The sequence below is a fragment of the Pseudomonas sp. TSO6 genome (assembly GCF_056098905.1).
The window spans coordinates 1-20,248 of record NZ_JBLZWV010000037.1 but is presented as its reverse complement, the minus strand read 5'-3'; the positions used below and the strand labels follow the sequence as shown (position 1 = coordinate 20,248).

The window sequence follows — 20,248 nt, the reverse complement described above, 5'->3', positions numbered from 1 at the left end:
CACCCAGGCTTGTGGATCAGGAACGGTTGATATCGAGCCACACCGCGCCATTGGGGTACTGGTAGCGCTCCAGGGTCTCGGCATGCATTTCTATGCTGTAGCCCGGGCGTTGCGGTGGCATGTAGCGCCCACGGCGGATGACCACCGGGTCGATGAAGTGCTCATGCAGGTGGTCGACGTACTCCAGTACCCGGTTGTGCAGCGAGGCAGACACGGCGATGTAGTCGAACAGGGCGATGTTCTGCACATATTCGCACAGCCCGACGCCGCCGCCGTGCGGGCACACCGGCACGTCGTACTTGGCCGCCATCAGCAGCACGATCAGCACCTCGTTCAGGCCACCCAGGCGGGCGGCATCCAGCTGGCAAAAATCCAGCGCACCGGCCTGGAACATCTGCTTGAACATGACCCGGTTGTGGCAGTGTTCACCGGTGGCGACACCAATCGGCGCGATGCGTTGGCGAATGGTGGCGTGGCCGAGGATGTCGTCCGGGCTGGTCGGCTCTTCGATCCACAGCGGTTCGAAGGCGGCCAGGCGGCGCATGTTGGCAACCGACTCCTCCACGCCCCACACCTGGTTGGCATCCATCATCAGGGTGCGCTCCCAGCCAATTTCGTCGCGCAGGATGCTGGCGCGGCGGATGTCTTCTTCCAGGTCGGCGCCGATCTTCTGCTTGATGTGGGTCCAGCCATCTTCCACGGCCTCGCGGGCCAGCTTACGCATCTTTTCTTCGCTGTAACCCAACCAGCCTGGCGCGGTGGTATAGCCGGGGTAGCCTTCGCGCAGCATCTGCGCCTCACGCTGGGCCTTGCCTGGGGCCTGGCGGCGGAGCAGGGCAATGGCTTCCTCGGGGGTGAGCACGTCTGTGACGTAGCTGAAGTCCAGGCAGCGCACCAGTTGCTCGGGCGTCATGTCGGCCAGCAGTTTCCACACCGGTTTGCCTTCGCGCTTGGCCCACAGGTCCCACACCGCGTTGATGATGGCCGCAGTGGCCAGGTGGATCACGCCTTTCTCCGGGCCCAGCCAGCGCAGTTGGCTGTCGCTGACGGTAAAACGGTGCCAGAAACCGCCCATGTCGGCGGTAATCTCTTCGAGGCTGAGGCCGACGATCAGGGGGGCCAGTGACTGCACCGCTGCCGCGCAGATCTCGTTGCCGCGGCCAATGGTGAACGTCAGGCCGTGGCCTTCAAGGCCCTCGGCGTCGGTGTGCAGCACCACGTAGGCTGCCGAATAGTCGGGGGCGCTGTTCATGGCGTCGGAGCCATCCAGCGACAGCGAAGTAGGAAAACGAATGTCGCGAACGCTCAGGTGGGTAATACGTATGCTCATGGTCGACTCTTGTTCTGCTCAAGCGCTGGGAGACCTGACTGTAGGTTGTCGAGCGATACAGGCATAATCGCCAATTCTTAATCAGCGATACCGGATTCGATATGTCTCGCTTGCCAATCGACCCAACCCAGGCGCCTGCCAGCCTTGGTGCATTGAGAATCTCCAGCCGCCAGATCACGCTGCTCAATGCGCTGGGCGAGTTCGGCAACCTGCGCCGCGCCGCTGCGGCGATGCACACCACGCAACCGGCGGCCAGCCTGTTGCTGCAGCAGCTTGAGGAACGCCTTGGCGTGCGTTTGTTCGAGCGCTTGCCGCGCGGCATGCAAGCAACGCTCTACGGTGAGGTGATGATCCGCTATGCACAGAGCGCGCTGCATGAGTTCGAGCATGCCCAGGCGCAAATCGCCGAACTGGCCCGCGGGGCCTCGGGCCTGGTGCGGGTGGGCAGCGTCATGGGCCCGGTGCCGGGTGTGCTGACCAAGGCGGTACTGGCCTACAAGCGCGACCAACCCAAGGTGCGTATCTCGCTGGAAGTGGGCACCAGCGATACCTTGCTGCCCGCGTTGCTGCGCGGCGATTTCGACATGGTCGTGGGCCGCCTGCCAGACCAGAGCGACAGCCAGGACCTTAACATCGAGCTGTTTGAAGGCGGTGAGCAGATGCGCGTGATTGCCCGCGCCGGGCACCCTCTGGCGGCGGCTGTCGGGTTGCAATTGAGTGACCTGGTGGCCCTGACCTGGATCCTGCACCCCATCGGCAGCCCGATGCGCCGCCGCGTCGAAAGTGCGCTGCAGGCCGGAGGCATGGTGCAGTCACTGGACATCGTTGAAACCGCCTCGATCCTGGCCACCACCGCCATGCTCGAAGCCTCCGAAATGATTGCGGTGGTACCCAATGACGTGGCCGAGCATTATGCCCGCTATGGCATGGTTGCCATCCTGCCGGTAGAGCTGCCGCTGACCATGGCCAACCTGGGCGTGCTGACCCTGCGCTCGCGGCCCAACTCGGTTGCCCTGGATATCTTGCTGCGCTACCTGCGGGCGCAATAACCCTGCCTTTTCACCTGCCTGAGGCCTGCTGCCGATGTCGCCGGACCTGACCCATTCCAGCTTTTGCAACTGGATCCGCTACAAGCACCTGGTGCTGATCGACACCCTGGCGCGCACCCGCAACATGCACGCAACCGCCACGCGCATGAACCTCAGCCAGCCGGCCCTGAGCAAGATGCTGCGCGATCTCGAAGAGCAGTTCGGCTTTGCCCTGTTCGAGCGCCTGCCACGCAGCATGCCGCCCACCGAGTTGGGTGAATACGTGGTGCGTTATGCCCAGGGTGCGTTGGCCGAGTCGCAGCAATTCGTCGACCAGGTCAACCGCCTGCGCAACGGCGGGCACGGTTTTATCCGCGTCGGCGGCATCTTTGCCGCCACTGCGCTTGTACTGCCGCAGGCCATTGCCGCGATCAAGGCGCGCAGCCCACTGCTGTCGATCGAAGTGGTGGAGCATTCCAGTGATCACCTGCTGACCATGCTGGAGCAGAACAAGCTCGACATCATGATTGGCCGCTTCACCGAAGAGCGCTTCAGCCAGCTGTTCGACTTCCAGCCCCTCGAACCCGAACCGTTCAGCCTGGTGGTCAACAGCGAGCACCCGCTCAACCAGCTGGAAAGCCCGCCACTGTCGGCGCTGGGCGACTGGCCGTGGGTGCTGTACCCGGTGGGCACGCCGATCCGCAACCGCCTGGAACAGGCGTTCCGGGTGGCCGGTATTGCCACGCCCGTCGACAGCGTCGAGACCATCTCCATGCCGATGTTCCTGCAGCTGCTGCAATCGGCGCCGATGATTGCCATGTTGCCGCGTTCGATGGTTGCCGCGCAGCTGGCCAGCGGGCAGTTCAAGGAGCTGCGCAGCCCCTTGCATGTACCCGCGCTGGAGTATGGCGTGGTCACCCGCAAGGATGAACCGCTGAGCGCTTCGGCCCGGGCGTTTGTCGAGATTTTGCTGGAGGGTGCGCAGCGTCGCAGGACAGTGCAAAGTTAGAAAACGCGGGGCCGCTTCCCAGCCCATCGCAGGCAAGCCAGCTCCCACAGGTATTGCGAGGCCTTCCGGGTGGTGCGGTCCCTGTGGGAGCTGGCTTGCCGGCGATGGGCTGCGCAGCGGCCCTGTCGGTCTTGCAGGCGATTGAAGATCACGCGTCGAATTCCTCTTGCGATAACGTCTGGTTATCGCTTGATCGGATCATCTCATTGGGAATGCTGCGCAAGGCTTCTTACAGTGGCAACAGCCATAACAAGAAGCCCGCCGCACCGCCCTGAGAGGTCCCATGCAACTGATTGCCAAGTCCGGTGACCTTGCCGTCATCCGCCTCAACCCGCTGGACAACGTGCTTATCGCCCGCCAGGCCTTGCCGCAAGGCCTGCACCTGGATGCCGAGGCGATTACCGTGCGCCAGCCGATTCCTTCGGGCCACAAGCTCGCGACCGAACGCGTGGAGCAGGGCCGGCCGCTACGCCGTTACGGGCAAATCATCGGTTTTGCCTCGCAGGCCATCAATGCCGGCGATCACGTGCATGTGCACAACGTGCAAATGGGCGATTTCGCCCGTGACTATGCCTTTGGTGTCGACACGCGCAGCCAGCCTGGCAGCGAAGCGCAGTTCCAGGGCATCGTGCGCGCCGATGGGCGGGTTGCCACCCGTAATTACATCGGCATTCTCACCTCGGTGAACTGCTCGGCGACCGTCGCCAGGGCTGTGGCCGACCATTTCCGCCGTGACATCCACCCCGAGGCACTGGCCGACTACCCGAATATCGACGGTGTGGTCGCCCTGACCCACGGTGCCGGCTGCGCAGTAGACCCCAGCGGCGAAGCCCTTGGCTTGCTGCGCCGCACCCTTGCCGGGTACGCCGTGCACCCCAACTTTGCTGCCGTACTGATCATTGGCCTGGGCTGCGAAACCAACCAGATCGAAAGCCTGCTGGAAACCCAGGGGTTGCAAGCCAGTGCGCAGCTGCGCACCTTCACCATCCAGGGCATCGGTGGCACGTCGAAAACCATCGCTGCCGGCATCGAGCAGGTCAAGAGCCTGCTGGCCGAGGCCAACCATGTCCAACGCCAACCGGTCAGCGCACGGCATCTGGTGGTCGGCCTGCAATGTGGCGGCTCTGATGGCTACTCCGGTATTACCGCCAACCCGGCACTGGGCAACGCCGTGGATCGCCTGGTGGCGGCCGGTGGTACCGCCATCCTGTCCGAAACCCCGGAAATCTACGGCGCCGAGCACTTGCTGACACGCCGCGCGGTCAGCCGTGAGGTGGGCGAAAAGCTGGTGGCGCGTATCCGCTGGTGGGAAGACTACTGCCAGCGCATGAACGCCGAGCTGAACAACAACCCTTCGGCCGGCAATAAAGCCGGGGGCCTGACCACCATCCTCGAGAAGTCCCTGGGCGCAGTGGCCAAGGCGGGCTCCAGCAACCTGGTCGATGTGTACCAGTACGCCGAGACCGTGCGTGCCCAGGGCCTGGTGTTCATGGACACTCCTGGTTACGACCCGGTCTCGGCCACTGGCCAGGTGGCTGGCGGGGCCAACCTGATCGCCTTCACCACCGGGCGTGGTTCGGCTTACGGCTGTGCCCCGGCACCGTCGATCAAGCTGGCGACCAACAACCGGGTGTTCGAACACCAGGAAGAGGACATGGACGTCAATTGCGGCGGTATTGCCGATGGCTCCACCAGCATCGAGGAGCGTGGCGCGTACATCTTCGAACAGATGCTGCGCATTGCTTCCGGGGAACGCAGCAAAAGCGAACAGCACGGATACGGGCAGAACGAGTTCGTGCCTTGGCAGATCGGCGCCGTGACCTGATTGACCGCTCCCGTCCCGCTTACGAGATAACAACGATGACTCAAGCCACACATCACAACGTGCAAGCGCTCACCACCTTTGTCGAGCAATTGTTCGAAAAAGCCGGTGCCGATACCGAAGTCGCCCAGGTGGTGACCCGGGTTCTGCTCGAAGGTGAACTGCTCGGGCACCGTACCCACGGCCTGAACCTGGTCAGCCGCTACATCGGTGGCATGCAGGAAGGCAAGGTCAAGGCCCGTGCACAAGCACTGGAGCAGGTGTCGGACAGTGGCATCGCCAGCGTGTTCGATGGCCATTACCTGCTGGGGCCTTACTGCGTCAGCCGTGCCCTGGAATGCGCGGCAAAAGGTGCGACTGCGCAGGGCATCGGCATTGCGGTGGTACGCCGTGCTTCGCACATTGGCTGCCTGGCCGCCTATCTCAAGCCCTATACCGACCAGGGCCTGGTGGCCATGGTGTATTCATCGGACCCCTCGGTGGGGCTGGTCTGCGCCCACGGTGGCATCGACCCGATCTACACCCCCAACCCGATTGCTGCCGGTATCCCGACCCAAGGCGAGCCGATCCTGCTGGACGTGAGCATGTCGACCATTACCCTTGGGCTGGTTGGCCAGTGCCGCGATGCCGGCAGCCGCCTGCCGCACCCGGTACTGGTGAGCAATGACGGGCAGCTGAGCGACGACCCGGTCGATTTCTTTACCCGCCCGCAAGGCAGCATCCTGCCCCTCGGCGGCCAGGCCTTTGGCCACAAAGGCTTTGCCCTGGCGCTGCTGGTCGAAGCCCTGACGTCCGGGCTGGCCGGCCATGGGCGCAAGGATGCCCCTGAGCAGTGGGGCGCCTCGGCCACTGCCGTGGTCATCGACCCGCGCTTCTTCGGCGGCCTGGAAGCGTTCACCGATGAAACCAGTTTCCTGGGCCGACTGGTACTCGCCAGCCGCCCGCTCGACCCTGCGCGCCCGGTGCGCTTGCCTGGGCAGGCTGGCCTTGCCCTGCGCCGCCAGGCCCTGCAGCAGGGCGTGAGCCTCTCGCCACAGCTGCTGGCTGACCTTGATCGCCTGGCCGGCCAACTGCAACTGCCGGCACTTTCCCAATGATGCACAGTAAGGGTACACAGATGACTGATCGATCGAACGCCAATCAACCGCTGCCGCTGAGCCAGGATGCCAGTGTGTTCGACAGCGGCAGCTGGGTAGGGCGGGTGTGGCTGGCGGACCAGGGGCCGGCGGTGGTGCTGGTGAAAGCCGGCGCGGTCTACGACATCAGCACCTACGTGGCGACTGTCTCAGCCCTGCTTGAAGTGGCCGACCCGGTCGCCTACCTGCGCGCCTTGCCGCTGGCCGAACCGCTGGTGGCGCTATCGGTGTTGCTGGACAACAGCGACCCCGCCCAGCGCGACCCGCGTCAGCCATGGCTGCTGGCGCCTATCGACTTGCAGGCGGTGAAGGCCGCTGGCGTAACCTTCGCCACCAGCCTGCTGGAACGTGTGGTGGAAGAGCAGGCCAAGGGCGACCCGGCCAAGGCCGATGCCATCCGTGACACCCTGGCCAGCCGCATCGGCGCAGACCTGTCGCAGATCGTGCCCGGCTCGGCGCAGGCCGAAGCGCTGCGCAAGGTGCTGGTGGAGCAGGGCCTGTGGTCGCAATACCTGGAAGTGGGCATTGGCCCGGATGCCGAGGTGTTCACCAAGGCCCAGCCGCTGTCGGCGGTTGGCCACGGTGCCGATATCGGCATCCACCCCAAGTCCAGCTGGAACAACCCTGAGCCGGAAGTGGTGCTGGCAGTGTCCAGCGATGGCAGCATCAAGGGCGCCATGCTCGGCAACGACGTCAACCTGCGCGACTTCGAAGGGCGTAGCGCCTTGCTGCTGTCCAAGGCCAAGGACAACAATGCCTCCACCGCACTGGGCCCGCTGCTGCGGCTGTTTGACGAAAGCTTCGGCCTTGACGATGTGCGCTACGCCGAAGTGGACCTGCGGGTTGAGGGCGAGGACGGTTTCATCCTGGCTGGCCGCAGTTCCATGCGCCAGATCAGCCGCGACCCGCAAGACCTGGTGCAGCAAACCCTCAACGAAAACCATCAGTACCCCGACGGCATGGTGCTCTTCCTCGGCACCCTGTTCGCCCCCAAGCAGGACCGTGACCAGCCGGGCAATGGCTTTACCCACAAGCCGGGTGATGTGGTGACCATCAGCAACCCGCAACTGGGTACCCTGTGCAACCGCGTGACCACCAGCGACCAGGCACCGCAGTGGGCGTTTGGCCTGCGCGCGTTGATCGACAACCTCGGCCGGCGTGGCCTGCTGGAGGTTGCAGCTACCGCCCGCCAGCCTTGAGCGACACGCTGCGCAATGGAGAGGCGCAGGAACATCGATGGATCGCCAAAGCGCTGACAGCGCGGGAACAATAATAATAAAGGTCGACACATGAACCCTATGAAGAAGTACCAGCGCATCACCGTTGTGTTCCTGCTGCTGATCGGCATCGTCAACTACCTGGACCGTAGTGCGCTGTCGATCGCCAACACCTCCATCCAGAAAGACATGATGATCAGCCCGTCGCAGATGGGCATCCTGTTGTCGGCGTTTTCCATTGCCTACGCCTTTGCCCAGTTGCCAATGGGCATGATCATCGACCGCCTGGGCAGCAAGGTCGCTCTCGGCGCCTCGCTGCTGGGCTGGTCGGTGGCCCAGGCGGCGTTTGGCATGGTCAACAGCTTTGCCGGTTTCATGGGCCTGCGGGTGTTGCTGGGCATTGGCGAGGCGCCCATGTTCCCGTCGGCGGCCAAGGCCCTGTCGGAGTGGTTCGATGCCAATGAGCGCGGCACGCCGACCGGCGTGGTGTGGTCGTCGACCTGCCTCGGCCCGTGCCTTGCGCCGCCATTGCTGACGTTGTTCATGGTCAACTTCGGCTGGCGTGGCATGTTCATCATTACCGGCGTGATCGGTGTGGTGCTGGCGGTGTGCTGGCTGACGTTCTACAAGAGCAAGGCGCGTTACCTGGCGGAACTGGAGGCCGAAGGCAAGCCGCTGCCAGCGGAACACAAGGCGCCTGTGGCCCCGGTACAAACGCCGAAGGCTTCGTACTTCGCCGGCTGGCTGGACCTGTTCAAGCACCGCAGCACCTGGGGTGCGGTGTTGGGTTTCATGGGTGTGATCTACATGCTGTGGCTGCACCTGACCTGGTTGCCGGGCTACTTCGAGCGTGAACACGGCCTGGACCTGTACAAGACCGCCTGGGTCGTGTCGCTGGCCTACGGCTTTGGTGCGGCGGGTACAATCGTTGCCGGGCGCTTCTGCGACCGGCTGGTGAAGCGTGGCATGACTGTGCTGGGCAGCCGCAAGTTCAGCGTCATTACCGGCCTGGTGCTGGCGGCGCTGTTCACCTTGCCACTGTCGTTCGTCACCGGCCTGACAGGCTGCGTCATACTGCTGTGCCTGGCACTGTTCAGCATCAACATGGCCAGTGCCACTGCCTGGATGATCGTCAATACCATCGTCGACAGCCCGCGCGTGGCCTCGTTTGGCTCGATTCAGAACTTCGGCGGCTACATTGCCGGCTCCGTGGCGCCGATCGCTACTGGCTTCAGCATCCAGTACTCGGGCTCGTTCACCACGGCGTTCATGATCAGTGCGGTGGTGGCGTTGTGCTCGGCGGTGGCGTACTTCCTGTTGCTGCAGGCGCCGATTGGCAGTGCCAAGGACGAAGCAGGGGAGATGACTGGAGCGACTGAACAGGCATAAATCCTGGGGGCGCTTTGCGCCCCAAGCGGATCGTTGATCGTGACGCGACCCACGGCTCTTGTCAGGCATGGTTATCTGTATGTATAAACAGTGCCTGTTACCGCAACCTGAACTCCGCCAGTGATCGCCCATTCCGTCGACGACCCGTTCTACTACCTGCATAACTTCCGCCAGGTAGTGCTGTGGGTCGAACAGCGCTACCAGGACCTGCTCGATGACCAGGAACTGGCCTTCATCCGTGCCTTCAACCAACTGCAAGCGCCAACCCAGGCCTTGATGGTGCGCATGGTCATGCGCAAAGGGGAGTTGTTTCGCAGCGACCGGCTCGACTACGCCGAAATCGGCGATACGGCGCTGGCGCTGCAGCCTTTGCAGAAACTCGGCTGGGTGCGGGAACCCGAGCAACTGGGCCTGGAACAGCTGTTCGCCTTGCTACGCAAAGATGAACTGGCCCGCTGCTTCGCCCGGCAACTGAGCCGCCCGCGTGCCGCCAAGCATGAGCTGTTGGCACAGCTGCATCCGCTGGGGCTGGTGGCCCGGTCACTGGCCGAATGGTTTCCCGACAGCGAGGTGCGCATCCTCCAGTGGTGCCTGCAACCTTTGTGCGACCGCATGCGCCTGTTGTTCTTCGGCAACCTGTACCAGGACTGGTCAGAGTTCGTCCTCGCCGACCTCGGTGTGTTGCGTTACGAGCAGGTGCCATTCAGCACGGGCTCGCGAGCCCTGCAGCAACGTGCCGAAGTCGACCTGGCCATGGCCTTGCACCAGTGCGCCGAGCGGCTGGAGCAGGGCGACGAACCCGTGTCGATCCTGGGTACCCTGCAGGGCCTGCACAGTGACAACCCGTGGCTGGCCCGCCGCCATGCGCGCCTGCAGTTCGCCCTGGGCCAGCAATGCGAGCGCCTGGGGGAGTGGGACCAGGCCATGGCAGTGTACGGCCAGTGCAGCCATGCCCAGGCACGCATTCGCCAGGTGCGGGTGCTTGAGCGCACTGAGCAGTGGCCCCAGGCCCATGCGCTGGCACTACAGCTCGCGGCGGCACCGGCCAACGCGCTGGAAGTGCAGGCACTGGAACGGATGCTGCCACGCCTGGCGCGCAAGCTCGGCGGCCCGCCACAGCGGCGCCAGCGTGCCACACCGCTGGAGCTGATTGAGCTCGAGCTGCCCCGCGAGTACGCTGCGTTGGGTGTGGAGGAAGCTGTGCGTCAACACCTGGCGCAAGAGGGCGGCCAGGCGCATTACGTGGAGAACACGCTGTTCAACAGCCTGTTTGGCCTGTTGTGCTGGGAGGCCATCTTCGCCCCTGTGCCTGGCGCATTCTTCAACCCGTTCCAGGCCGCGCCACAGGACCTGCACGACAGTGACTTCCAGCAGCGGCGCAGTGCGCTCTTCGATCTCTGCCTGGGGCGGCTCGACGATGGCAGCCATCGTCAGGCGATTCTCGAGTGCTACAAGGGCAAACAGGGCCTGCAGTCGCCGTTCGTGTTCTGGTCCATGCTCAGCGAGGAACTGCTGGAACAGGCCTTGGCGTGCTTGCCGGCTGCCCAGCTGAAACAGTGCTTCCTGCGCTTGTTGCAGGACATTCGCAGCAACCGCGCCGGCATGCCCGACCTGATCCAGTTCTGGCCCGAGCAGGGCCGTTACCGCATGGTCGAGGTCAAGGGGCCCGGTGACCGCTTGCAGGACAACCAGCTGCGCTGGCTTGAGTTCTGCAGGCAACACGGCCTGCCCGTTGCGGTGTGCCATGTGCGCTGGAGCGAAACGCCTTGAGCTACAGCGTGGCGGTGCGTGCCTTGTGCGAGTTCAGCGCCAAGGTCGGCGACCTGGACCTGCGCTTTACGCCGTCGCCCACCGCCCAGGAGGGCATCGAAGGGCATCAGCGGGTAGTGGCACGGCGTGCTGCGGGCTACGAGTCGGAAATCACCCTTGAAGGCCAGTTCGAAACCCTCAGGGTGCGAGGCCGCGCCGATGGTTATGACCCTGGCAGCAATCGCCTGGAAGAGATCAAGACGCACCGTGGCGATCTGGCGCGTCAGCCGGCCAATCACCGCCAGTTGCACTGGGCCCAGGCCAAGGTCTATGGCTGGTTGATGTGCCAGGCACGGCAATTGCCAGCCATCGAGGTGGCGCTGGTGTACCTGGACGTGGACAGCGATGACCAGACGCTGTTCAGTGAGCACTACACCGCTGCTGAATTGCGGGCCTTCTTCGAAACCCAGTGCCAGCGCTTTCTGGGCTGGGCCCAATTCCAGCAACGGCGTCTGGCCGAGCGTGACCAAGGGCTTCAGGCGCTGAGCTTCCCCTATCCACAGTTCCGCCAGGGCCAACGGCAGCTGGCCGAAACCTTGTACAAGGCGGTAAGTACCGGGCGTTGCCTGATGGCCCAGGCCAGCACCGGCATTGGCAAGACCCTCGGTACCTTGTTCCCGCTGCTCAAAGCCATGGTGCCGCAGCACCTGGACAAGCTGTTCTTTCTCACTGCCAAGACCCCGGGCCGGGCGCTGGCCCTCGATGCCATGAGCCAGATCACCGATGCCACGCCACAACCTGCCTTGCGCACCCTGGAGTTGATCGCCCGCGACAAGGCCTGTGAGTACCCCGACAAGGCCTGTCATGGTGAATCCTGCCCACTGGCCGCAGGCTTCTACGACCGTTTGCCGGCAGCGCGTGAGGCTGCGGCAGCACTGCCTTTGCTTGACCGTGCCAACCTGCGCGAAGTGGCCTTGGCGCATCAGGTTTGCCCGTATTACCTGGGGCAGGAGATGGCGCGCTGGGTCGACGTGCTGGTCGCTGACTACAACTACTACTTCGATGCGCATGCCTTGCTGTTCGGCCTCACTCAGCTCAACCAGTGGCGCGTGGCAGTACTGGTGGACGAAGCGCATAATCTTGTCGAGCGTGGGCGCAGCATGTACAGCGCCACCCTTGACCAAGGGCAGCTGCTGGCCCTGCGTCAGAGCAAACCGCCTGGGCTGGTCAGTGCGCTGGACCGCCTTAACCGGCAGTGGAACGCCCTCTATAAAGAACAGCGCGCGCCTTATCAAGCCAGCGAGTCGCTGCCAGACGGCCTGCTGCGCGCCCTTCAGCAATGCATCGGGCTGATTCAGGAGCAGATCAACCAGACGCCTGCGCAAATGGACCCGCAGGTGTTGCAGTTCTTCTTCCAGGCCTTGCAGTTCAGCCGGGTTGCCGAGCTGTTCGATGAGCACTTTCTGTTCGACATCAGCCAGCGTCAGGGCCCGCGCAAGCGTCGGCTGGCTACTCTGTGCCTGCGCAATGTCACCCCGGCACGCCTGTTGGCCCCGCGCATGCAGGCGGCCCGCAGCGTGACACTGTTTTCCGCCACGTTGAGCCCGCGGCATTTCTACAGCGACTTGCTGGGCATGCCGGCCGATACCGCGTGGCTGGAAGTGGCTGCGCCGTTTCGCGCAGAGCAGCTGGAGGTACGGATTGCCAGCCAGGTGTCCACCCGTTACCAGCAGCGCCACGCCTCCCTGGCGCCGATCGTCGAGCTGATTGCCCAACAGTACGAGCGCATGCCGGGCAACTACCTGGCGTTCTTCAGCAGCTTCGAATACCTGCAGCAAGTGGCTGGTCTGCTGGCCGAGCGGCATGGGCAGATTCCGCTGTGGGCCCAGGAACCGGGAATGGACGAGGCGGCCCGCCAAGGGTTTCTTGACCGCTTTGTCGCCGATGGCAAAGGCGTGGGCTTCGCCGTATTGGGCGGTGCGTTCGGCGAAGGCGTGGATTTACCAGGTACCCGGTTGATCGGCGCGTTTGTCGCCACCTTGGGTTTGCCGCAGGTCAACCCGGTCAACGAACAGTTCAAACAGCGGCTGGGGCAGCAGTTTGGGGCGGGCTTCGATTACGCCTACCTGTACCCTGGCGTGCGCAAGGTGATCCAGGCGGCGGGCCGGGTTATCCGTGGTGACCAGGATCGGGGCGTGCTGGTATTGATAGACGAACGCTTTGCCGAACCCCGCGTGCAGCAGATGTTTCCGACATGGTGGCCGGCAGCCATCCTCTAGCAATCCCTGTCTCGCGCTGCCCTTTGTGGGAGCGGCCTTGTGTCGCGATAGGGCTGCAAGGCAGCCCCACGATTTCAGCGAGGATGCACAGATTGCGGGGCCGCTTTGCGGCCCTATCGCGACACAAGGCCGCTCCCACAAATGACCGCGTCAGCCGGGCATGCCGCCTGTCTGGGCTACAGCTACAACAGGAACGATGGGTTGCACTTGCCATGGGCGATCCTCGGTTCGTTCGGTAGGCTTCAATTGGGGTAAGATTACGAACCGTGCCAGTTGCAAAGCTCTTGAATATCAAGGTGATGGCACCGTTCAGGGTCCTGATGGCATGCGCGCTTGCCGGTCATTGGGACTTGTTCGCAGGTCGTTTTGACTCGCTTGAGCGTTTGCCGGTTCGCTGCCGGCGACCGCTTCGCTACAGGATTCACCTTTTGTCCGATCTCTCAAAAAATCCGCTGCTGCAGTACATGGCCCGTCTGGCCCCATCCAGCCAGCAAACCATGCGCTACATCCTTCAGGACGCCGCCGACCGGCTGGGCTTTGTCGACTGCAATGTCGTCGACGTGCCCTGGCATCGGCTAGAGCCCGGCCACGTGATCGCCTTGGTGTCGGCCCTGCGTGCCGACGGTTACGCGCCCAACAGCTCGTCGCTGTACGTCAACGCCATTCGCGGGGTGATGAACGAGGCTTGGCGCCAGGGCCTGATCGACCATGAGCAGCTGTTGCGCATTCGCGAGGTTAAACCGGCCACTGGCAGCCGCCTGCCGCCAGGGCGCAACCTGCGCCGCAGCCTGATTCGCGAACTGATGGATGTGTGCGCATCCGACCCGCGGCCGCAGGGGGTACGCGACGCGGCGATCATCGCCTTGCTGTACGGCACCGGCATGCGCAAGTCGGAGTCGGTGGACATCGACCTGGCCCAGGTCGATTTCGAGGCCCGTAGCCTGCAGGTGGTGGGCAAGGGCAACCACCAACTGATCAAGTACGCCCCGCCATGGGCGTTTGAAAAGCTGCAGGCGTGGCTGGACTTGCGCCGTCAGGACCTGCCACCCGGGGCAGAAGACGACTTGTTCCTGTTCAACCGCATCCGCCGCGGTAGCCACATTACCCGGGCGCGTATCACCAAGCATGCGATTTACTACATTGCCCGCCAGCGCGGTGCGCAAGTGGGGGTGAAAATCATGCCGCACGACTTCCGCCGGGCGTTCATCACCCGGGTGATCGAAGAGCATGACCTGTCGATTGCCCAGAAGCTGGCGCACCATGTCAACATCCAGACCACAGCCATCTATGACCGGCGTGACGACAACGAACGTAGGCGTGCGGTCGACCGTTTCGATTACTGAGGTTTGATGTTTTGGGGCCGCGTTGCGGCCCCTTTTGCACTTCTGCCGGCACCGAAACAGGGCCAACCTCCGCCCCCGCTTTGTGCGCCATCCCCTCGTATGCCCGATGCCAGAGCGGCCCTGGCGAAAGTTTCATTTGCCTTCACCTGCGGAGTTGGCCCGCAACCTGCTATATCCAGCCTGCGAATTTGATCGAGTGGTCAGGCCGCGCGTGCTAGCTGCTGCCCGCGCCGGACCCTCTAAACGGCCAGCAGGCCACGGATTTCAGGGGCCGCAGGATGTCGCTCGCGGAGCAGATCGAACAACAACAAGACGATGCAGGCTGGAGCGCCCACCTGCAGTTGCGCTTTGTCAGGCGCGAGGATGTGACCCGCCTTGGTGCGCGTAGGCATTTCGGACCTCTTTTGGTGCAGCGGCCTTTCTACCCGGAAGGTGCACCGTGCCATGTCTATGTACTGCACCCGCCGGGTGGCATCGTCGCCGGCGACCGCCTTGACCTGGATATCCATCTGGAACCCGGCAGCCATGCGCTGCTGACCATGCCCGGTGCCAGCAAGTTCTACCGCAGCATCGGCCCCACCGCGCGGCTGACCCAACGTTTTCAGCTGGCCGCCGGCAGCACCCTGGAATGGCTGCCGCAAGACAGCATCTTCTTTTCCGGCGCCCGCGCCAGCCTGCACAGCCGTTTCACCCTCGAACCCGGGGCGCGCTTGCTGGCCTGGGAAACCCTGTGCCTGGGGCGCCCTGTGATGAACGAGCGTTTCGAGCAGGGCGCTCTGGACAGTCGTTTGCACATCCAATTACCCGACGAAGTCGGCCTGCATGAACGCCTGCGTATCGAAGGCGGGCGCCTGGACAAGCTTGGCGGCCACCCGCTGCTTGCGACGTTTTGTGCGGCACCGGCCGACCAGGCGGTGCTGGAGCAGGTACGTCCACTGCTCGACGAACTGGCCAACCCGGCCGGCGCGACCCTGCTGGGGTCGTTGCTGGTTATCCGTGTGCTTGACCATGACAACCAACACCTGCAACGCACCCTGCAACGCCTGTGGCATGTGCTGCGCCCGGCCGTCCTCGGCCTGCCAGCCTGCCCACCGCGTATCTGGGCTACCTGAGAGAGCGCCATGGAGCTGACCCCAAGAGAGAAAGACAAACTGCTGCTGTTCACTGCCGCATTGCTGGCGGAACGGCGCCTGGCCCGTGGCCTTAAGCTCAATTACCCGGAGGCCGTGGCGCTGATCAGTGCTGCCGTACTGGAAGGCGCCCGCGATGGCCGCACCGTTGCCGAACTGATGAGCCAGGGGCGCGAAGTGCTGACCCGCGAGCAGGTGATGCCCGGCATCGCCGAGATGCTCCACGACGTGCAGGTCGAAGCGACCTTCCCGGATGGCACCAAGCTTGTGACCGTGCATGACCCCATCGTCTGAAACAGCCCAGGAGCCCCGCATGATCCCAGGTGAAATCCAGGTCGCCGCTGGCGATATCGAGCTGAACAGTGGCCGCGAAACGGTCAGTGTCAGTGTGGCCAACCACGGCGACCGGCCGGTGCAGGTCGGCTCGCACTACCACTTCTACGAAGTCAACGACGCGCTGGTGTTCGACCGTGCGCCAACCCTGGGCTTTCGCCTGGATATCCCGGCCGGCACCGCCGTGCGTTTCGAGCCGGGCCAGGCGCGCACTGTGCAGCTGGTGGCCTACGCCGGCAAGCGTGAAGTCTATGGCTTCCAGGGCAAGGTGATGGGCCCGCTGGAGGGCAGGGTATGAGCCGTATTTCCCGTCAGGCCTATGCCGATATGTTCGGGCCCACCGTGGGCGACCGTGTGCGGCTGGCCGACACAGCGTTGTGGGTAGAGGTGGAGAAGGACTACACCGTTTACGGCGAAGAGGTGAAGTTTGGCGGTGGCAAGGTCATCCGCGACGGCATGGGGCAGGGCCAGATGCTGGCCGCCGAGGCCATGGACCTGGTGCTGACCAACGCCCTGATCATCGACCACTGGGGTATCGTCAAGGCCGACATCGGCATCAAGCACGGGCGAATCGCGGTGATCGGCAAGGCCGGCAACCCGGATGTGCAGCCGGGCGTCAACGTACCGGTGGGCCCCGGCACCGAAGTGATTGCGGCCGAGGGCAAGATCGTCACCGCCGGCGGTGTCGACTCGCATATCCACTTCATCTGCCCGCAGCAGGTGGATGAGGCCCTGAATAGCGGCGTCACGACCTTTATCGGCGGCGGCACCGGGCCGGCCACCGGCACCAATGCCACCACCTGCACGCCCGGCCCTTGGTACCTGGCGCGCATGCTGCAGGCCGCCGACAGCCTGCCGATCAACATCGGTCTGCTGGGCAAGGGCAATGCCTCGCGGCCAGACGCGCTGCGTGAGCAGATAGCGGCCGGTGCGGTGGGCCTGAAGCTGCATGAGGACTGGGGCTCGACCCCGGCGGCTATCGACTGCTGCCTGGGCGTGGCCGAGGAAATGGACATCCAGGTAGCGATCCATACCGACACCCTCAACGAGTCCGGTTGTATCGAAGACACCCTGGCGGCCATCGGCGACCGCACCATCCATACCTTCCACACCGAAGGTGCCGGTGGTGGTCACGCGCCGGACATCATCCGCGCTGCGGGGCAGGCCAACGTGCTGCCATCTTCGACCAACCCGACCCTGCCGTACACGGTAAACACCGTGGACGAGCACCTGGACATGCTCATGGTCTGCCACCACCTGGACCCGAGCATCGCCGAGGACGTGGCCTTTGCCGAATCGCGCATCCGCCGCGAAACCATTGCTGCCGAGGACATACTTCACGACATGGGCGCCTTTGCCATGACCTCGTCTGATTCCCAGGCCATGGGCCGGGTTGGCGAAGTGGTGCTGCGCACCTGGCAGGTTGCCCACCAGATGAAGCTGCGCCGTGGGCCTTTGGCGCCAGACACGGCCTACAGCGATAACTTCCGGGTCAAGCGCTACATCGCCAAGTACACCATCAACCCGGCGCTGACCCACGGCATCGGCCACGAGGTGGGCTCGGTAGAGCCGGGCAAGCTGGCCGACCTGGTGCTGTGGTCGCCGGCGTTCTTCGCGGTCAAGCCGGCCCTGGTGATCAAAGGCGGCATGATCGTCACCGCGCCCATGGGCGACATCAACGGCTCCATCCCCACGCCGCAGCCGGTGCACTACCGGCCGATGTTCGGCGCCCTCGGTGCCGCGCGACATGCCACGCGCATGACCTTCCTGCCTCAGGCGGCAATGGACCGTGGCCTGGCCGAAGAGCTGAACCTGCGCAGCTTGATTGGCGTAGTCAACGGCTGCCGCCGGGTGCGCAAGCCGGACATGGTCCACAACACCCTGCAACCGCTGATCGAGGTTGATGCGCAGACCTACCAGGTGCGCGCCGATGGCGAATTGCTGGTATGCGAGCCTGCCAGCGAACTGCCGCTGGCCCAGCGTTACTTCCTGTTTTAAAGGAGCACCCATGATTGTCTTGAACCGCCGTATCACCGACACCGGCACGCTTGCTGTAAGCGGCACCGTCACCCTGGACGTGGACAGCCGCATCAAGAGCCGCCTGCGGGTAACCCTGGACGATGGGCGCGAAGCCGGGCTTATGCTCGAGCGCGGCCACCTGTTGCGTGGCGGTGAACTGCTTGCCGATGCCGAAGGCAGCCAGCTGATTCGCGTACTGGCGGCGCCCGAGGCCGTGTCGACGGTGCGCTGCGCCGATCCGCACCTGCTGGCCCGCGCGGCCTATCACCTGGGTAACCGCCACGTGCCGCTGCAGATCGAGCCTGGCCTGTTGCGCTTCCAGCATGACCATGTGCTGGACGACATGCTGCGTGGCCTGGGCCTGACGGTAGAAGCGGAACAGGCACCATTCGAGCCTGAAGCGGGGGCGTACCAGAGCGCACCGCACGGCCACAGCCATGCCCACGGCCACGATCACCCGTTCGTGCGCCTGCCTGCCCATTCCTGAACTGCCTCGGAGCAATCTATGAAAAAGACGTTCGCCCTGTTTCTGCTGATGCTGGCCCTGCCAGCCTTCGCCCACCCTGGCCATGACAGCAACCCGCTGCAGGACGGCCTGCTGCACCCGCTGACCGGCCTGGACCACCTGCTGATGCTGCTGGGCACAGGCGTACTCGCTGCATTGACCGGGCGCAGCCTGACACTGCCCCTGGCAACCCTGGCGGCGATGTTTGGCGGGGCAGTGTGTGGCCACCTGTTTGGCGACGTGCTGGGCATGGAAACCTTGATCGCCCTGTCGCTGCTGGTGGCTGGCGGGGCGGTATTGTTGCCGAGCCGGCAGTTGCTGTTGGCCATGGCCATGCCGGTGTTCGCCCTGTTCCATGGCTGGGCCCATGGCGTAGAAGCCACGCCAAGTGCGTTCTGGCAATTCAGCGCCGGCTTTGTCGCGGTCAGCGGCCTGCTGCTGGCGGCGGGCTTTGCGGTCGGTTGCCTGTTGCGCCGTCACAGTGGCCTGCAGAAGGCCTTTGGCGGCGGCTTGCTGGCCAGCGCCGCGCTGGTGCTGGCCGGTTGATGAACAGCGACATGGCGTTGCTGCGCCTGCTGCAGCTGGCCAGCCCCGGCCTGCCGGTGGGGGGGTTCACCTACTCGCAGGGCCTGGAGTGGGCGGTGGAGGCGGGCTGGGTAAAAGGCGTGGACGGTTTCGCTGCCTGGCAGCGCGAGCAGGTCGACGACACCCTGGCCTGCCTCGACTGGCCGCTGCTAGCGCGCCTGTACCACGCTTGCCAGACCGAAAATGCCGAGACGTTCGCCCACTGGAGCCGCTTCCTGCTGGCCAACCGCGAGACCACCGAGCTGCGCCTTGAAGAGCAACAACGTGGCGCGGCGTTTGCGCGGCTGCTTGATGGCTGGCAACTGGGCCAGGCCCCGGCCTGGCGCGCCAGCCTTGAACTGACTCAGCTGGGCGGTATGGCCTGGTTGGCAGTGCACTGGGCAATTCCGCTGCGCCAGCTGGCCCTTGGCTATGCCTTTGCCTGGTTGGAGGGCGCGGTCATGGCCGGGGTCAAGCTGGTGCCTTTCGGCCAGCAGGCTGCCCAGACCTTGCTGCGCGACCTGAGCACCGGCTTGCCCGCGGCCCTCGACCAGGCATTGGCCCTGGGCGACGACCAGATCGGTGGCGGCCTGCCATTGCTGGCCATTGCGTCATCACGTCACGAAACCCAATACACCCGTTTGTTCCGTTCCTGAGGACTGCCTTCATGCAAAGCTATCAACAACCCCTGCGCGTCGGTGTCGGCGGCCCGGTCGGCTCTGGCAAGACTGCACTGCTGGAAGCGCTGTGCAAGGCCATGCGCGACCACTATCAGATCGCCGTGGTTACCAACGACATCTACACCAAGGAAGACCAGCGCATCCTCACCGAGGCCGGCGCCCTGGAGCCCGAGCGCATTGTGGGCGTGGAAACCGGCGGCTGCCCGCATACGGCGATCCGCGAAGACGCCTCGATGAACCTGGCGGCCGTCGAGGCGCTGGCGCGCAAGTTTGGCAACCTGGAGGTGATCTTCGTCGAAAGCGGCGGTGACAACCTCAGCGCCACGTTCAGCCCGGAGCTTGCCGACCTGACCATCTACGTGATCGACGTGGCCGAAGGCGAGAAGATCCCGCGCAAGGGCGGCCCAGGCATTACCAAGTCGGACTTCCTGGTCATCAACAAGACCGACCTGGCCCCTTATGTAGGGGCTTCGTTGGAAGTGATGGAGCGCGACACCCAGCGCATGCGCCCGCAGCGGCCGTGGACCTTCAGCAACCTGAAGAAGGGTGAGGGGTTGCAGGCGGTGATTGATTTCATCGTCGAGCGCGGGATGCTGGGTGTGCGTGGCTAAAAGGTAGCAATGTCCGAGCGAGCTGTTTGTGGGAGCGGCCTTGTGTCGCGATAGGGCCGCAGAGCGGCCCCACGATTACAGCCGTGATGCTGATACCCTGGGGC

General features: G+C 64.2%; 18 protein-coding genes. 17 read left to right on the top strand and 1 reads right to left on the bottom strand.

Annotation, left to right across the window (positions count from 1 at the left end; genetic code table 11):
* Positions 1-16: 16 nt before the first annotated feature.
* Positions 17-1,330, bottom strand: a complete 1,314-nt coding sequence (locus ACN6NG_RS16140; protein ID WP_016500049.1) for an L-fuconate dehydratase — start codon at positions 1,328-1,330, stop codon at positions 17-19.
* Positions 1,331-1,431: 101 nt separating this feature from the next.
* Between ACN6NG_RS16140 and ACN6NG_RS16135 the strand changes: the two genes are divergently transcribed.
* From ACN6NG_RS16135 to ureG, 17 genes are all read left to right on the top strand, one after another.
* Positions 1,432-2,379, top strand: coding sequence for a LysR family transcriptional regulator (locus tag ACN6NG_RS16135; protein WP_474315003.1), 948 nt, complete (start codon positions 1,432-1,434; stop codon positions 2,377-2,379).
* Between the two features lie 34 nt (positions 2,380-2,413).
* Entirely contained in the window at positions 2,414-3,367 is a 954-nt protein-coding gene (locus tag ACN6NG_RS16130; protein WP_063423940.1) for a LysR family transcriptional regulator, read from the top strand.
* 283 nt (positions 3,368-3,650) lie between these two features.
* Positions 3,651-5,192, top strand: coding sequence for a UxaA family hydrolase (locus tag ACN6NG_RS16125; RefSeq protein ID WP_353455668.1), 1,542 nt, complete (start codon positions 3,651-3,653; stop codon positions 5,190-5,192).
* Positions 5,193-5,227: 35 nt separating this feature from the next.
* Entirely contained in the window at positions 5,228-6,286 is a 1,059-nt protein-coding gene (locus ACN6NG_RS16120; RefSeq protein ID WP_063423942.1) for an Ldh family oxidoreductase, read from the top strand.
* Between the two features lie 20 nt (positions 6,287-6,306).
* Positions 6,307-7,524 carry a fumarylacetoacetate hydrolase family protein gene (locus ACN6NG_RS16115; RefSeq protein ID WP_474315000.1) on the top strand — a complete coding sequence of 406 codons (1,218 nt, stop codon included), beginning with the start codon at positions 6,307-6,309 and terminating at the stop codon, positions 7,522-7,524.
* Between the two features lie 99 nt (positions 7,525-7,623).
* Positions 7,624-8,931 (top strand): MFS transporter, encoded by a 1,308-nt coding sequence (locus ACN6NG_RS16110; RefSeq protein WP_232106966.1) that lies wholly within the window; start codon positions 7,624-7,626, stop codon positions 8,929-8,931.
* 120 nt (positions 8,932-9,051) lie between these two features.
* Positions 9,052-10,701, top strand: coding sequence for a VRR-NUC domain-containing protein (locus tag ACN6NG_RS16105; protein ID WP_279923596.1), 1,650 nt, complete (start codon positions 9,052-9,054; stop codon positions 10,699-10,701).
* Entirely contained in the window at positions 10,698-12,959 is a 2,262-nt protein-coding gene (locus ACN6NG_RS16100; RefSeq protein ID WP_474314998.1) for an ATP-dependent DNA helicase, read from the top strand. Before ACN6NG_RS16105 ends, ACN6NG_RS16100 begins: the two co-directional genes overlap by 4 nt.
* Before the next feature lie 428 nt (positions 12,960-13,387).
* Positions 13,388-14,302 carry a site-specific integrase gene (locus ACN6NG_RS16095; RefSeq protein WP_063423947.1) on the top strand — a complete coding sequence of 305 codons (915 nt, stop codon included), beginning with the start codon at positions 13,388-13,390 and terminating at the stop codon, positions 14,300-14,302.
* A 278-nt stretch (positions 14,303-14,580) separates the two neighbouring features.
* The gene (locus ACN6NG_RS16090; protein ID WP_049277668.1) at positions 14,581-15,414 is read left to right on the top strand and encodes an urease accessory protein UreD; all 834 of its coding nucleotides are present in this window, start codon (positions 14,581-14,583) and stop codon (positions 15,412-15,414) included.
* Between the two features lie 9 nt (positions 15,415-15,423).
* Complete coding sequence (locus tag ACN6NG_RS16085) at positions 15,424-15,726, top strand: urease subunit gamma (RefSeq protein WP_016486440.1); 303 nt, start codon at positions 15,424-15,426, stop codon at positions 15,724-15,726.
* 19 nt (positions 15,727-15,745) lie between these two features.
* The gene (locus ACN6NG_RS16080; RefSeq protein ID WP_063423948.1) at positions 15,746-16,063 is read left to right on the top strand and encodes an urease subunit beta; all 318 of its coding nucleotides are present in this window, start codon (positions 15,746-15,748) and stop codon (positions 16,061-16,063) included.
* The gene (ureC, locus tag ACN6NG_RS16075) at positions 16,060-17,763 is read left to right on the top strand and encodes an urease subunit alpha (RefSeq protein ID WP_197897617.1); all 1,704 of its coding nucleotides are present in this window, start codon (positions 16,060-16,062) and stop codon (positions 17,761-17,763) included. The genes ACN6NG_RS16080 and ureC overlap by 4 nt, the downstream gene beginning before the upstream one ends.
* A 10-nt stretch (positions 17,764-17,773) precedes the next feature.
* Positions 17,774-18,271, top strand: a complete 498-nt coding sequence (gene ureE, locus ACN6NG_RS16070; RefSeq protein WP_063423950.1) for an urease accessory protein UreE — start codon at positions 17,774-17,776, stop codon at positions 18,269-18,271.
* A gap of 18 nt (positions 18,272-18,289) precedes the next feature.
* On the top strand, positions 18,290-18,835 hold the full coding sequence (locus tag ACN6NG_RS16065; protein ID WP_063423951.1) for a HupE/UreJ family protein: 546 nt from the start codon (positions 18,290-18,292) through the stop codon (positions 18,833-18,835).
* Complete coding sequence (locus ACN6NG_RS16060) at positions 18,835-19,509, top strand: urease accessory protein UreF (RefSeq protein ID WP_063423952.1); 675 nt, start codon at positions 18,835-18,837, stop codon at positions 19,507-19,509. The genes ACN6NG_RS16065 and ACN6NG_RS16060 overlap by 1 nt, the downstream gene beginning before the upstream one ends.
* An 11-nt stretch (positions 19,510-19,520) precedes the next feature.
* Complete coding sequence (gene ureG / locus ACN6NG_RS16055; protein ID WP_010953755.1) at positions 19,521-20,144, top strand: urease accessory protein UreG; 624 nt, start codon at positions 19,521-19,523, stop codon at positions 20,142-20,144.
* Positions 20,145-20,248: the final 104 nt, after the last annotated feature.

Bases quoted from the DNA above. Each gene is read 5' to 3' on its own strand.
- ACN6NG_RS16140 (WP_016500049.1), bottom strand. From the start codon at position 1,330: ATGAGCATACGTATTACCCACCTGAGCGTTCGCGACATTCGTTTTCCT.
- ACN6NG_RS16135 (WP_474315003.1), top strand. From the start codon at position 1,432: ATGTCTCGCTTGCCAATCGACCCAACCCAGGCGCCTGCCAGCCTTGGT.
- ACN6NG_RS16130 (WP_063423940.1), top strand. From the start codon at position 2,414: ATGTCGCCGGACCTGACCCATTCCAGCTTTTGCAACTGGATCCGCTAC.
- ACN6NG_RS16125 (WP_353455668.1), top strand. From the start codon at position 3,651: ATGCAACTGATTGCCAAGTCCGGTGACCTTGCCGTCATCCGCCTCAAC.
- ACN6NG_RS16120 (WP_063423942.1), top strand. From the start codon at position 5,228: ATGACTCAAGCCACACATCACAACGTGCAAGCGCTCACCACCTTTGTC.
- ACN6NG_RS16115 (WP_474315000.1), top strand. From the start codon at position 6,307: ATGACTGATCGATCGAACGCCAATCAACCGCTGCCGCTGAGCCAGGAT.
- ACN6NG_RS16110 (WP_232106966.1), top strand. From the start codon at position 7,624: ATGAAGAAGTACCAGCGCATCACCGTTGTGTTCCTGCTGCTGATCGGC.
- ACN6NG_RS16090 (WP_049277668.1), top strand. From the start codon at position 14,581: ATGTCGCTCGCGGAGCAGATCGAACAACAACAAGACGATGCAGGCTGG.
- ACN6NG_RS16085 (WP_016486440.1), top strand. From the start codon at position 15,424: ATGGAGCTGACCCCAAGAGAGAAAGACAAACTGCTGCTGTTCACTGCC.
- ACN6NG_RS16080 (WP_063423948.1), top strand. From the start codon at position 15,746: ATGATCCCAGGTGAAATCCAGGTCGCCGCTGGCGATATCGAGCTGAAC.
- ureC (WP_197897617.1), top strand. From the start codon at position 16,060: ATGAGCCGTATTTCCCGTCAGGCCTATGCCGATATGTTCGGGCCCACC.
- ureE (WP_063423950.1), top strand. From the start codon at position 17,774: ATGATTGTCTTGAACCGCCGTATCACCGACACCGGCACGCTTGCTGTA.
- ACN6NG_RS16065 (WP_063423951.1), top strand. From the start codon at position 18,290: ATGAAAAAGACGTTCGCCCTGTTTCTGCTGATGCTGGCCCTGCCAGCC.
- ACN6NG_RS16060 (WP_063423952.1), top strand. From the start codon at position 18,835: ATGAACAGCGACATGGCGTTGCTGCGCCTGCTGCAGCTGGCCAGCCCC.
- ureG (WP_010953755.1), top strand. From the start codon at position 19,521: ATGCAAAGCTATCAACAACCCCTGCGCGTCGGTGTCGGCGGCCCGGTC.